Origin of the sequence: Paraburkholderia silviterrae (assembly GCF_004353915.1) — a bacterium.
Classification (GTDB): Bacteria; Pseudomonadota; Gammaproteobacteria; order Burkholderiales; family Burkholderiaceae; genus Paraburkholderia; species Paraburkholderia silviterrae.
Map to the genome: position 1 here is coordinate 61,647 of NZ_SMRP01000018.1, position 13,330 is coordinate 74,976.

10 protein-coding genes and 1 pseudogene are annotated in these 13,330 nt (G+C 56.3%); 8 read left to right on the top strand and 3 right to left on the bottom strand.

Annotated features, from left to right (window positions below; translation table 11 throughout):
* On the bottom strand, positions 1-312 hold a 312-nt coding region (locus EYW47_RS41415), incomplete at its 3' end, for an FAD-dependent oxidoreductase (RefSeq protein ID WP_205710168.1).
* Between the two features lie 241 nt (positions 313-553).
* Between EYW47_RS41415 and EYW47_RS27930 the strand changes: the two genes are divergently transcribed.
* The 6 genes from EYW47_RS27930 (at position 554) to EYW47_RS27955 (ending at position 7,603) form a co-directional block, all read left to right on the top strand.
* The gene (locus tag EYW47_RS27930; RefSeq protein ID WP_133198082.1) at positions 554-1,531 is read left to right on the top strand and encodes a LysR family transcriptional regulator; all 978 of its coding nucleotides are present in this window, start codon (positions 554-556) and stop codon (positions 1,529-1,531) included.
* Between the two features lie 163 nt (positions 1,532-1,694).
* Positions 1,695-2,651 carry a VOC family protein gene (locus EYW47_RS27935; RefSeq protein WP_133198083.1) on the top strand — a complete coding sequence of 319 codons (957 nt, stop codon included), beginning with the start codon at positions 1,695-1,697 and terminating at the stop codon, positions 2,649-2,651.
* Between the two features lie 54 nt (positions 2,652-2,705).
* Entirely contained in the window at positions 2,706-3,500 is a 795-nt protein-coding gene (locus EYW47_RS27940) for an alpha/beta fold hydrolase (RefSeq protein ID WP_240763957.1), read from the top strand.
* A gap of 162 nt (positions 3,501-3,662) precedes the next feature.
* Positions 3,663-4,754 carry a maleylacetate reductase gene (locus tag EYW47_RS27945; protein WP_133198085.1) on the top strand — a complete coding sequence of 364 codons (1,092 nt, stop codon included), beginning with the start codon at positions 3,663-3,665 and terminating at the stop codon, positions 4,752-4,754.
* 1,111 nt (positions 4,755-5,865) lie between these two features.
* Positions 5,866-6,579 carry an alpha/beta hydrolase gene (locus EYW47_RS27950; protein ID WP_133198086.1) on the top strand — a complete coding sequence of 238 codons (714 nt, stop codon included), beginning with the start codon at positions 5,866-5,868 and terminating at the stop codon, positions 6,577-6,579.
* A 115-nt stretch (positions 6,580-6,694) separates the two neighbouring features.
* A complete protein-coding gene (locus EYW47_RS27955) occupies positions 6,695-7,603 on the top strand; it encodes a SphA family protein (protein WP_133198087.1) in 909 nt (302 codons plus the stop codon).
* 574 nt (positions 7,604-8,177) lie between these two features.
* On the opposite strand, the pseudogene EYW47_RS27960 reads toward EYW47_RS27955, so the two are convergent.
* A pseudogene (locus EYW47_RS27960) lies at positions 8,178-8,525 on the bottom strand (PDDEXK nuclease domain-containing protein); the annotation flags it as partial.
* A gap of 754 nt (positions 8,526-9,279) precedes the next feature.
* On the opposite strand from EYW47_RS27960, the gene EYW47_RS27965 reads away from it, so the two are divergent.
* The gene (locus tag EYW47_RS27965; protein ID WP_133198088.1) at positions 9,280-10,059 is read left to right on the top strand and encodes an alpha/beta hydrolase family protein; all 780 of its coding nucleotides are present in this window, start codon (positions 9,280-9,282) and stop codon (positions 10,057-10,059) included.
* Between the two features lie 133 nt (positions 10,060-10,192).
* Here the strand turns inward: EYW47_RS27965 and EYW47_RS27970 are convergent, their stop codons facing one another.
* A complete protein-coding gene (locus EYW47_RS27970; protein ID WP_133198089.1) occupies positions 10,193-10,825 on the bottom strand; it encodes a malonic semialdehyde reductase in 633 nt (210 codons plus the stop codon).
* Between the two features lie 518 nt (positions 10,826-11,343).
* Between EYW47_RS27970 and EYW47_RS27975 the strand changes: the two genes are divergently transcribed.
* Entirely contained in the window at positions 11,344-12,063 is a 720-nt protein-coding gene (locus tag EYW47_RS27975; protein ID WP_133198090.1) for a hypothetical protein, read from the top strand.
* Positions 12,064-13,330 lie beyond the last annotated feature (1,267 nt).

The following is a 13,330-nucleotide window of genomic DNA, read 5'->3' on the forward strand; positions in this document are numbered from 1 at the left end:
GTGAAAGCGGAACGGAAAGTCGGTAGCGTCGGCGAGCACGCCGAGATCGAATTCCGCGTACACGCCATTGACTCGATCGCGCATCTGCCAGACGGGAATGCGCAGGCCCATCTTCATCAGCGGCTCGCCGACGCCTAGCTCATGCAACATCTCGAGCGTGGGCGGGTGAAACGCAGCGCCGCGCTGCTCGCGGGCGATTCCATGAAGTGATTCGTAGACGACGCAAGGTACCCCGCGTCGCGCGAGTCCGAGCGCGGTCGTCAGCCCGACAGGCCCCGCTCCGATGATTGCGATTTTTTCATCCTGGTGCATATTGCTTTCCTGAATCATACGTTTGTCCGTACTGGGGAGTGATTTCCCCAGCGCCTCTCCAAGCGTGTGTCGCCTTGGGCAAACTAACGGTCAACCGGCACGATGTCGACATCGCAACCTGCATTCACGTCATGCCGAATCCGAATGCGCCACTAGTGTGGGAGTCGAGACCGTTCCCTATTGACGGGAGTTCGCTGGCGTACGACGATCGCTGCGAAATCCGGAACTGGAGGTATCAATCATGGCCGTCCCCAATGGGCTCGCCGCGTCGCTCGACCTGCGACTGCTGGTCGTGTTTGACGCGGTCATGCGCAAAGCCAGTCTCACGGTTGCGGGCGACAGTCTCGGCATGAGCCAGCCGCTCGTGAGCCAGTCGCTTGCGAGGCTGCGTCAGTACTTTGGCGATCCGTTGTTCGTACGGACCTCGGGTGGTATGTCGCCCACGCCACGCGCGCGCGAACTTGCACCGAAGATCGAAGGGATGATCCAGCTGATGCAGGAGGCGCTGGAAGTCACAGCACATTTCGATCCGGCCACCTCGTCCCGCACGTTCAGCTTCGCCGCCACGGACTTTGGGGCGGCCTGCCTGTTGCCAAAATTGCTGCGGCACCTGACGCAGCATGCGCCCCGGATTCGTGTGCGAGCCACCAATGCTCCGCGTCATGGTGTCGATGAAATGCTCGAACAAGGAGAGGTGGACATTGCCGTGGGCAGTTTTGCTGTCAGCCGGCAACCGTTCTACCAGCGTCGCCTGTATTACTCCGACTACGTTTGTCTGGTGCGGCGTGAGCATCCAACGATCAGAGGCCACCTCACGCGAAACACTTACCTGTCTGCCGTCCACGCGGTGGTTGCTCCGTTGCCGAGCGGCTACGAGGCGCTCGAACATTTTCTGCTGGAAAACATTCCCGCCGCGAATTTCGCCGTTATCGTGCCGAACTTCCTCACCGCGATCACGACACTGCCGAGTTCTGACGCGCTCTTCACAGTCTCCCGGCGCGCGGGCGAGCAGATCGCGGAGTTGCTCGGCGCGCAAGTACTCGAACTGCCGGTTGATATTCCCGGGTTCACGGTGCGCCAGTTCTGGCACGAGCGTTTCCACAAAGATCCCGCGAACAAGTGGTTTCGCGATCTAGTTTATGAGTTGCTCGCCAATCCCGGCTATTTGCCGGGCGACGACCCCGGTGTTGCCTCCGACTCGTCGCCACCGACAGCTTGATGATGTGTTTGCGTAGCTGCATGCCGATTCGGCATGCAGCCCATTCAGCACTGAGGATGGTGCTTCGTTTCCTGAGCCTGCATACTGGTTTCCAAGCCAGCCGGCACGCGCGGCAAGCACGCCTTGCGCGCTGGACTGAGTTTTTACCAGCCAAGGAGACGCAATGGAAAGCGGACTGATACGTGGACTCCATCACATCACGCTGTGTACGTCGACGGCGCAAGGCGACGTGGACTTCTTTGTCAAAGTCATAGGGCAGCGCTTCATCAAGCGCACGCTGTTTTACGATGGTCGCATCCCGATTTACCACCTGTACTTTAGCGATGCGGATGGTACGCCAGGCACCGTCATGACGACATTCCCGATGCGGCGCACTGGGCTGACCGGGCGCAAAGGGTCGGGACAATTTACCGCGATCGCCTATTCGATTCCAGGTGGGTCGATCGACTTCTGGCGCGAGCATTTCCGTCGCAATGGCGTGGCTGTTGCCGAAGAATCCGAACGTTTTGGCGAAAAGTATTTGCGTGTCGTTCACGCAGGGATCGACTTTGAGGTGGTAGAGGATCGCACGGATCAGCGCAAGCCGTGGAAGTCGGAGTACGTTCCCGAGCAATTTGCAGTACGTGGCTTCCACAACTGGACTGCGACAGTTCGCGAGCTGGAGGACATGGATTCGTTCATGACCGGCGCCTGGCATCTCCGTCAAACCATGCGGGATGGGCGGTTCACGCGCTACGAGGCGGACGCGGGCGGCGCGGGTCGGCGCATCGATGTCCTGCACTCTCCTGATTTGCGCCAAGGCACGTGGACGCTTGCCGAAGGAATCGTTCACCATGGCGCATTCGATGTACCCGACTACGATGCACAGGCCCGCGTCAAGTTCGACACCGAAGGTATGGGCTTTACCGACTTCTCCGACAGAAAGAATCGCGGCTATTTCGAGTCCGTTTATGTGCGCACGCCCGGCGGTGTCATGTTCGAGGCAACCAAGTCGCTCGGCTTCAAGATGGACGAGGAAGAGTCGATGTTAGGCACAGAGCTGAAGATCTCGCCGCAGTTCGGCATGTCGCACGACGATCTGCGCAAACTGATGCAGGTTGAGGACCCTATCCATGTCTGACTGGAAGAATCGGCGGCAACTCGTCTGTACGACGAAGGAGCGACTGTGAAATCGATGAAGCTTGTTGGGAATGGGCCGGGAAAAGTCTTGCTATTTCCTGGGTTGCTCGGCACGCGTGATGCCTTTGACGAGATGCTACGTTACGCGGATCTTGACACGTTTCAGTACGCCGTGGCGGAGTACCGTGGCTATGGACACGCACGGAATGACGTCGGATTGCTGACGCTGCGTGAAGTGGTCATCGATGCGGTACGGCTTGTCGAGTATCTGGGCTGGACGAGATTCGCCGTAGGAGGGCATTCGTTAGGGGCGCTAGTAGCGCAGATGCTGGCCGTCGCGTTGCCAACCCGCGCAAATTCGATCGTATCGATCGCAGGATTGAGCGCGGCGGGTGCCAGTGCCGAACCGGGACGGCTGTCCTTCATGCGGTCGCTAGCGGACTCTCGTGAACGACGCGAGGAACTGGTTCGGAAGGGAACGGCAGATCGCTACGCGCAGGCGGTCGCGCGAAGGATCGTGGCATCGACGTGGGATGAAATCGACGGTCACGCGCTTACGAGCTATACGTCCGACGCGAGCCGAACGGACATCCATGAAGAGGTTCAGAAGCTGGATGCGCCCATGCTCGTACTCATCGGCGAATACGATCCCAATTGCACCGAAGCGGCTGCTCGCGACAGCACGTTGCGATGGTATCGACATGCGACACTGGAGATATTGCGCGGCGCGGGGCACTACCCGATGTTCGAAACACCTGTCGCGACGATGTCGGCTATCGAGAGCTTCGTTGCCACGCAAAGTGTCGGTGTCGAGCAAACAAAAGGAAAATTGCCGGCGGTGCAGAAGTAGCGGAACGCTGCATGAGACGTTTTCCGGCAAAGCTGTGATGCCGGAAAGCGCTGTGCGGCCCGTATCCTCCCATGTGTAGTATGCGAGACGTATGCGCAATGCTCAACCTCTGCGCGGCCGCGTCAGCATCTTGATCAACGCCCGGATATTCCTGGCCTCGTTATGTTCCAGCGCTCATTTATTTTTTCCCCACTGCCGTCACGAGTTGTTTTCGGTGCCGGTAGTCTTGGCAATTTGCTCGCCGAATTCAATCAGTTGCGGGTGGCGCGTGCACTCGTTATTTGCACGCCAGAGCAGACCCACCTTGCTAATAGTGTGGCCAACAAGCTCGGAAACAAATGCAGTGGTGTGTATCCCGGGGCCCAGATGCATGTGCCCATTGAAGTCGCTCGACACGCGCGTGCGCACGCACGCGAAACTGGTGCCGATTGCATCGTGGCCGTCGGCGGCGGCTCGACGATCGGACTCGGCAAAGCGATCGCGCTGGAGTCTAGCATTCCAATTCTGGCAATTCCTACTACCTACGCGGGCTCTGAGATGACGCCTATCTACGGTCTCACCGAGAACGGCGCAAAGAAGACCGGGCGCGATATCAGGGTGCTGCCACGCACGGTTATCTACGATCCGGAACTTACGCTGTCTTTGCCTGCGCGGATGAGTGCGACAAGCGGAATCAACGCAATCGCCCATTGTGTCGAGGCGCTCTATGCAGCGGACGCGAGTCCGGTCACGTCGATGATGGCCGAGGAAGGGATCCGCTATCTGGCGCGCGGCCTGCCACGCGTCGCGCGATGCCTCGAGGATATCGACGCACGCGCGCAATGCCTGTACGGCGCATGGCTTGCCGGGACGGTGCTTGCCACTACGTCGGTGGCGCTTCATCACAAGCTGTGCCATACGCTAGGTGGAATGCTGAACCTGCCCCACGCCGAGACGCATACGATCGTGCTCCCTCATGCGACTGCCTACAACGCTTCGTCGACGCCACAAGCAATGGATCGCATATGTAGCGCGCTGGAAAGGAGCAACGCGGCTCAGGGTCTGTTCGACCTTGCGGCGCAGTTGGGCGTACCTATGTCGCTGGAGGCTCTGGGTGTGCAATATACGGACCTCGACCGAGTCACCGAGGCCGCGTTGGCCGCGCCGTATCCGAATCCACGTCCTCTTGATCGCGATGCGGTTCGCGCTCTTCTGGAGGATGCTTACTGGGGGCGCCGTCCCGATGATTGTCCGCCGGAGATGAATGCACCATAGGGTTGCACATGGGGCGGACAATTACATAATCAAAATCCCCAGCGGAATACGGTCGGTTGATTGCGCGTGACCTTTTTCAGATTCCTTTCAACCAATTGCTTTCGGCGCGCGGTATCGCTTCCTCACCGCAATGGAGGCGGACAAACTTCCGTAGCAGACGGACGAATTCGTGTGAGTCCTCTTGTTCCGTTCTGTCGAACAGGCGGGCGTGTATTTCTTCTCCTGCCAGTCTCAGGCGGATCAGCAACTCCTCTCCCGCAGGATGCAGGACGAGCGGGCGTTGGCGTCTGGGGAGTATTTCTTTCAAGATCGCGCTTTTCGCGTCAAACGCTACAGCCGTGTCCTCCGTCGCTTACGTGTCGAGAGTAACCTTCTGTACCAGTGTCACCTGATCAATTCGCGGCCGTTCGTCGAGTATGCGAAGCACCGCGAGATGAAATCCGCTTCAGCCTTAGCATGCAGGGCATATCGATCAAGACGGGATCGAAAGCTACTTTCAGATAAGCGACTGATGTCACATTGAGGATTGCCGCATTCGGATTTCTAATGGAGTGAATGCGGTTTCGGCGATCGACATCCCACCGTGGGAGGAACTAAGCTACAGACATTGAATATTAAAACCATAGATCGGAGACAACTGGCCATCCACGACTTCAAACCGGTGCGAGCGCGCAGATATTCATGCGCCCTGCTCGTGGCCTTTCTTTTTCATTTTGATCGACACAAGGAAGATGTCTATTCCACGGTTTTTAATCTACTGAATTGACAGGGCGTCGACGCTCTTAATGTTCCGACCAGGTTGGGTTTGTTTCGGGCGGCGTAATTGTGCGCGCAACTGCATGCGGACTCGGTCTACCGCACACCTTCACAGCGTACCTTTGCTTGCTTTCACGTCCAGTGGGAGCAGTCAATAAACTGCAAAGGTAATTCCGTGAACAGGTTGACGCAATACAGGCGAAAAAATTTGAATTACTTATTTTTTTGAAAAACCTCTGCCGCCAAGAGTTTATTTCCCTCCGAGTGCTTCGGGCGGCTGCCTTAAGCGTAGACGACTTTAAGTTGAAGATTGACTACATCACCAAAGCGTAAATCTACTAACTGGAGTATTTTCATGTCGACATTCTTGCTTGTTCATGGAGCTTGGCATGGAGCATGGTGCTACACCCGAGTAGCCAAACTGTTGCGCAATGTAGGCCACGACGTCTACACGCCGACGTTGACGGGCTTAGGGGAGCGGTACCATCTTAAAGATCAACTGATAAATCTGGATACACATATACGGGACGTTGTTAATGTCATTCTTTTTGAAGATCTGACAGACATCGTACTTTGCGGTCATTCATATGGAGGAATGGTAATTACAGGCGTGGCAGGGAAGGTTGGCCGGCGCATAAAATCGCTGGTCTACCTCGACGCGTTCGTGCCTGAGAATGGCCAGTCGGTTCTCGATATGGTCGGATCTGAAACTGCAACGCAATTTACTACGCTAGCCGGACAAACAGACGGTCATTGCGTACCGCCGATATCTGCAGCTGTATTTGGTGTAAACGCTGCGGATGCGCCGTGGGTGGACAGTATGTGCGTGCCTCAACCGTTCGGCACGCTGATACAAAAGTACCACTACACCGGCGAGGAGAAGTTGGTGCCTAACCGGACGTACGTTCAAGCGACGGGGTACGACTTGCATGCGTTCGACGACACGGTGGGAAAGCTCAAGCAGAGAGCCGACTGGAAGATGCGCAGTCTTTCCTGTGGACACGACGTGATGCTGGACATGCCTGACAGCCTGCGTGCCATCCTGCTCGAGGAGTTGGTCAGGGAGTAATTCATTTCGCTGGAGTAATTCAAATCTTTTCCTTCAACAGATTAACTACGCATAACTTATTAATTGCCATGATGCTGTCGTTAAGTTGAAAGTGGAATGCAAGGAGCGGAAATTCATGTTCAGAATGAAATCATTATTTGTATTTTGTGCCATTGGGTTTTCCCTGTTGAAGGTTGCGTGTGCGACTGAGAATGGCTTGAATCATTACCCGGTCGGCGTGAACACTATTGCCAACGGGATTTTGCCACCACCCGGGCAATTTGGTTTCTACAACTATATGCAGGATTACAATTCCAATTCATTCATGGGTGATGGCGGAAACAAAATAATTCCTGGCTTTCACTCCAACGTTGCGGTGGACGCTCCCCGATTCCTTTACACGTGGCCCATCACGCTCGGGTCATTCCATATTACTAGCGGGATCATTCCAACTCTTTTAAACGTAGATGTTTCGGCTGCGGGACGTCACGGTCACGCAATCGGTCTAGGTGACATCACGTTGGAACCATTCCACTTAAGCTACTGGAGTCCATCACATAACTTATTTGTCTATTTTGGAACGGACATCTGGATTCCCACTGGTACTTATAACAAGAACAGCCTGGCAAACACTGGATTGAACTACTACTCATTCTCTCCGAACCTGAATTTGACATACTATCCGAATAGCAAGTGGGAAATTTCAACATCAATTTCACCTGAATTTAATACGAAAAACCATGAAACCAACTACCATTCAGGATCCGACATCACAATCGATGCCAGTATTGGTTATCGCCCAATAGGATCAGTACAAAAATTGAAGGTTGCGGTACAGGGGTATTACTATCGGCAATTGAGCGGAGACTCGGCTAATGGACAGGAAGTCGATGATGGTTTTAAGGGGCGCGCGATTGGTCTTGGACCTCAACTCAGTTACGATATCGGGCATGGTGGAGTTGCATTGAAATTCCAAAAGGAATTTAATGTACGAAATCGCCCGTCCGGGAGTCGATTGTGGTTCGAGTTCGCCTCGATATTTTGAAAGTCTGATGGAGTGTGCAAGGAATCACGGGGCCAAATGAACGGGGCCACGCCTACTGCAAATGACGTTCATCTGAAATGCGTTCCTTCATATCTTTTCCACGAACACGCGCAGCCGTTGTAGCTTCCAGGCGAGCGTTGCATTCGCAGAGGGTCGAATAGCCGAATCGGATCAACTTTAGCGGGTCATTTTTGCTAAGGATTATTCGACGTCTGTTCACACGCGCTGCAGCACCCTCACGCACGGAGCTTCAGCAAAGCTGCCGAAAACGTCGCTGATGCGATTGAACGGCCGTTGGGCTTTTGAAACGGCCGTTGCTTTGGCCGCGACCCGAATGACGGCAACGGGCCGTGAAGACTCATTCGACGGCGGTGAGAGCTGCCATTTGTCGACGCCGTTTGCCCGTGGCGGTATTCATAGAACGTTGCGTGCCGCTCGTCATGGGAGGCGTACAGCGCCAAAGAGACATTATCTTCCTGCTCATCGTCGCAGCCCATGTCATCCAGCAGCTGACATCTCACCACTGCGCTGGTGTGTGCGTTGATGTGCGTCCCACGACTGTTCGTTGGATTGACTACTTGTCCCGCTCATCGCGTAACCTCAGTCGCGCCGCTTTGATGGATTGGTGCAGCTTGGCCTCGAGCGTCTCACGCGGCGGCAGCACGGTCAGATACTCCGCGACATGGATGCCGCTTTTGCCCAGCTCCAGCAATTCGATCTGCTCCTGCTTCTTTCCGGCGCACAGGATGATACCGATAGGCGGTTGCTCGTCCGGCTCCTGCTCATGCCTGGCCAACCAGCGCAGATAGAGCTCCATCTGGCTCTTGTACTCGGCCTTGAACGCGCCGAGCTTCAGTGCGATTGCGATGAGGCGTCTCAGCTTCCGGTTATAGAACAGCAGGTCCAGATAAAAGTCGTCATCAGCCTCCGCAGCCAGCGCGGGCGGTCACGGATCAATTTTCCGGCTGATACCGAAACCGCAAATCTGATAACCCGGCTAATCACGGCGGGACGGGCGAACAAGGCCGATCCGGACGACTGCAGCCGTCACGGTGTAGTCCATGCATGCCAATATGCGTAGTTTGACCACATTTAACATTGCACCCCGACTGTCTCCGGCCGGTCTGCGGACGGCCGCGACGCCCAACCGGCCTGCGCGTCGTGCCGTCGCGCGAAGACCGCAAGATCCGGATGGCGGGGCACGCCCCGCCCCTGACCGCAAAAAGACTGTCAGGGCAGACGCTCACGCCTGACGGGCCGCCGTTCGCGGTGCCGTTCCACGCGACGCGGCAGGGCCGCGTCGCCGCGGGTCCATCGATCCATGGCGCATGATACGGCGGTCGTCACCCGGATATCCGGCGAACGTCACCCGGGTCCAGCCGGGGTGCGCCAGAGCGTATGAGAGGTCAGTGGGTTTCACGGCGAGACTGACAAAAAGTCCCATGTCATCGGGACAGAAGGGGACATTTTGTCATGACTGACGGCGACTTCAATCCTGGGCCAGCACCTGGGCGCCGCGCGGCAGCGCAGCCTGGACGCGACGCCTGGCCCGGGCTCCTGAGCGCAAGCGTGTACCTTGTGCCTGTCCACGCTAGTACCAGGTTTGGGCTGGACGCCAGAAAGAATTGTAGAGTTAGGGGATCAGTCCGCAAGCATTCCACCCGTGGAGGTCCGCAATGCCTACCGAACGATTCACGTTTCCAGGATCGGATGGACAACAGCTTTCCGGCCGGCTCGAGCTGCCTGACACGGAGCCTCGCGCGTTCGCCCTGTTCGCGCATTGCTTCACCTGCGGGAAGGACGTCTTCGCGGCGAGCCGGATCGCCCAGGCGCTGACCGAGCACGGGATCGCCGTGCTGCGGTTCGATTTCACGGGGCTTGGCGCGAGTGAAGGCGAATTCGCGAACACCAACTTTTCCTCGAACTGCCGCGACCTGATTGCGGCGGCCGATCATCTGCGCGCGACGCACCGCGCGCCCGCGCTGCTGATCGGCCACAGCCTGGGCGGTGCCGCCGTGCTGGCCGCGGTGTCGGACATCACGGGCGCCGAGGCCGTCGTCACGATCGGGGCGCCGAGCGATCCCGAGCACGTGACGGGGCTCTTCAAGGACTACCTGCCGCAAATCGAGGCCGAGGGCGAGGCACAAGTCCAGTTGTCGGGACGGCCGTTCCGGATCAAGCGGCAGTTCCTCGAGGACGTCGCCGAGCAGCGGCTGACGGAGAAGATCGCCGGCATGGATCTCCCCCTGCTGGTGATGCACGCGCCCGACGACTCGACGGTCGGCATCGTCAACGCGAACCACATTTTCCGGGCCGCACGGCATCCCAAGAGCTTCATCTCGCTGGCCGGGGCGGACCACCTTCTGTCGCGCAAGCCCGACGCCATCTACGCGGCGAACGTGATTGCGGCGTGGAGCGAGCACTACCTCGACGCGAACGGCGCCGAGGGAGCTTAGCGCAGTTATTTCAAACCCGAGTGGATGACCAAACCGGGCGTCAGCTTTGCAGGACACGGCTGCGATCGACGGGAATGGCATGGCTGTACACCCAGCCGAGGGAGATCAGGCCCACGAAGCAGGATTTGGGTGGTTAGAGCAATTTGCAGGCCTCGTCAAAATCCAGGCGCGGGCTGCGCGGGAACAGCCCTGCCGGATCACCATAGCCCAGATTGCAGAGGAAATTCGACTTGATGTGGCTGTCGGGAAAGTACTCCTGCTGGAACGCTCCCTCTGGTGCGCTCGCAGGAAAAAATTCATGGTCAACTTTTGTGTGATCGAACCCGGACATCGGCCCACAGTCCAGTCCAAGCGAGCGGGCAGCAAGGATGAAATAAGCCCCCTGTAGCGAGCTATTGCGCCGTGCCGTGACCTCGGCCAGTTCCGGTGTGTCGGCGAACCAGGCTCGCGCATCTGCGTGCGGGAAGAGTTTAGGCAGCTTGTCATAGAATTTGCCGTCATACGCGATGATGGCAGTCACCGGTGCACTCATCGTCTTGTCGATATTGCCTGGTGCCAATGCCGGCAGGAGTCGTTGCTTCGCTTCCTGGGTCCGCAGGAACAGGATACGTGCCGGGCTGCAGTTTGCGCTTGTTGGACACCACTTCATCAGCTCGTAGAGTTCGCGCAATGTGTCATCACTGACCGGTTGAGGCAGCCAGCTGTTGTGGGTTCGAGCCTGACGGAACAGCAGATCCATCCCTTCTTCATTCAATCGCTTGTCCATATTTGCCTCCCAACGGAAACGAACGCTGCAAGTTGGTTTCCCGTATCAGCAACCATGCAACACTGGAGCGTGGTGTGCCGTCCGGGCGTTTCGTAAACATCACGCGGCGGGTCAGCGATGTTCTGAGCGCAGCCCCGTTTGGGTGTTATAGACGTACAACGCGTCATTCACGGAAAATTTACGCGGCCGGGTACGGCCAACCGCGTCGGGCAGTAGTCGGCCACAACCGGACGGTCGACAGACGACCATCAATCGCCGACAATCCATTGTGCCCCTGAATTTGCAGGCAGTCTCATACTCACTAATGCTTGGAATCGCCCGTCCACGATTGATGGGGTGGCTCCTGCTGTGGATGGCGAGGCAATGTGAGGACAGATATGTCAGATGTGAGCCATTACAAACCTACGACTCAATATTTGTTACGTATTTCTCGCTTGATCACTCGTTGCACCCTGTGAGTTTTAACTTTCCGCGCCACTTTCTTTTCAACAAGGGACTGTGTCCCGACTCGATGCGACATGGACACTAAAAAGAAACGCATCCTCGAAGTCTCCGCTTCGGCATTCTTAATAGCTTATGGAACCTATGGCGTTGTAGCCGATGACTTTGTGCTACCGGCCAAGGGAGGCGGGACGGTCACGCTCTATGGCTATCCTGCTTGGATCATGTACGCGGCGTTACTCTGTCTCGTTGGAAATCTGCTCGTAGACGCCTTCGGTGTAAGCGTCAGGCCCAACCAAGCGTCGCTATATCGTAAGGCCAAGGCACACATGGCCATAGCGGGCGGGGTCCTGTTTGTCTTGGCGCTAGTTCTTGGTCTAGTGAAGCATTCAAGGGATACGGTGTGTGAAAACACGGAATTACTGAGAATTGGGATTCCGCAAACAACGTATTCTGCTGTGGTCTTTACCCGAGTTTGTCGTTGGCCAAAGGAGCCGGTGTCGGCAAAAAGCAGCCCGAGTCTTTTGATTGTTGTTGTGGGTAAAGACGAGAAATTACCGTCCGATATCCATTTTTCATCATTGATCTGGATGAATAGGGCGACGCTTAAAAAAATCATATGGCTCGACGGAAAATTATTTGTTGTATATCAAGATGATAAGCACTTGAAAGACGGAGAGAAAACTCCTCAAGTTCGCAAAGAATTCCCTTTACCCGTCATGCTTGTCGATTTAGACGACCCAGCGAGAAAGGGTTTGCTTTATATGCCTCGGGAGTCGGGAGCGCGAGTTAATTGATACATTGAAATGACCCGGCTGCAATGCCAAACCTAAGCTTTGGATTTGGACGCCGACGTCCAGGGGGGCAATGATCGCCTTACGTAGACTCCTCCGAATGGCAGTTGACGAGCAATGCGGGCGTCCGCAATGGGTCGTTTTATGCCATTTGCATCGCGCGCACGCCCGAGACGATCATCGCGTTCGGTCATCGGGCGCTGAACGGCCACAAGCAGCCACTCGCCGTCAGCGGTCGGGCGGTACCTGCATTGCGCGAACTGCCGCCCAGAAGCCTCAAGATTCAGTCCTGGTAACAATCAATGGCGGTGCGCGAAAATTGCGAGATAAGGTACGCCGATCAAGACTAGGGCAATGCATCCGGCAATCCCCCACAGACATAGGACATAAGCTTTACTTGTACGGGCGCTGGGCTGCTGATTGGATGCAGGGTTTTGACGGAAAATTCGATTAATCACCACGCTACATCCCCCTGCAAGGAGACCGCTGATCACTATACCAGGCACTCTATGAGTAATAAGCGAGATAAGCACACCCAACGCGCAAATGACGTGCAGGAAGCGTAGAGCGATTATCGTTTTGCTCTGAGTCACAGCCATATTTCCCCCCCGTTCGTTGTACTCATGGCCGTTTGTTCTGCGGATGCTGGCCTGTAAGAGTATCTCACCAAGGGTGCGAACTCTTGGTTTCCGGCGATTTTTCACTTCTTGAACGTATCCTTCCCAACATTCGAAACGCCGCTCAGGGTCGACTTCGGCAAGTCGTCGTGGGACCGGGTGCGGCCAATTTGGGACGTTCGACACCACCTCATAAATCGTCGACAATCCGGACAACAAAGTCAAAGCGGGGCAGCGTCGTGATTAAGCAAGGGGCAGCGAGGTTGGTGGCAGTTGGGACGGTCTTAATCTGTATCAACTTCGTTTTCGGGGATGGCCCTGCCGTTTGTGAAGCACAGTCGATCGGTAGGGAGCAGGCGGCAAGCAAGCACTTCCGAGCTGAACAGATGCGACAGGTCAGTTCAGGGATCGACAAGTTGGTGTCCTTGCTTAAGGACGAATACGCAGCCGAGCCACCGAAAGGCCGGCAGATTCAGTTCATGGCAGTGTCGGGGTATGGGACGATCGCCGTTACAACGTTTATCCTGGAAGGGTTCGCTGACGGAAACAACATCCATCAATTTCTAGCTATCTTCGGGCCACCGAACGAACCAGGTGAGACATCGCAACCTCGCTTCGCGCTGTCGGCACTGACTGAGGTCGGTGATGGATGT

What these genes read in the sequence shown, in the direction of transcription:
- EYW47_RS27930 (WP_133198082.1), top strand. Translation starts at nt 554, where the DNA reads ATGGCCGTCCCCAATGGGCTCGCCGCGTCGCTCGACCTGCGACTGCTG.
- EYW47_RS27935 (WP_133198083.1), top strand. Translation starts at nt 1,695, where the DNA reads ATGGAAAGCGGACTGATACGTGGACTCCATCACATCACGCTGTGTACG.
- EYW47_RS27940 (WP_240763957.1), top strand. Translation starts at nt 2,706, where the DNA reads ATGAAGCTTGTTGGGAATGGGCCGGGAAAAGTCTTGCTATTTCCTGGG.
- EYW47_RS27945 (WP_133198085.1), top strand. Translation starts at nt 3,663, where the DNA reads ATGTTCCAGCGCTCATTTATTTTTTCCCCACTGCCGTCACGAGTTGTT.
- EYW47_RS27950 (WP_133198086.1), top strand. Translation starts at nt 5,866, where the DNA reads ATGTCGACATTCTTGCTTGTTCATGGAGCTTGGCATGGAGCATGGTGC.
- EYW47_RS27955 (WP_133198087.1), top strand. Translation starts at nt 6,695, where the DNA reads ATGTTCAGAATGAAATCATTATTTGTATTTTGTGCCATTGGGTTTTCC.
- EYW47_RS27965 (WP_133198088.1), top strand. Translation starts at nt 9,280, where the DNA reads ATGCCTACCGAACGATTCACGTTTCCAGGATCGGATGGACAACAGCTT.
- EYW47_RS27970 (WP_133198089.1), bottom strand. Translation starts at nt 10,825, where the DNA reads ATGGACAAGCGATTGAATGAAGAAGGGATGGATCTGCTGTTCCGTCAG.
- EYW47_RS27975 (WP_133198090.1), top strand. Translation starts at nt 11,344, where the DNA reads ATGGACACTAAAAAGAAACGCATCCTCGAAGTCTCCGCTTCGGCATTC.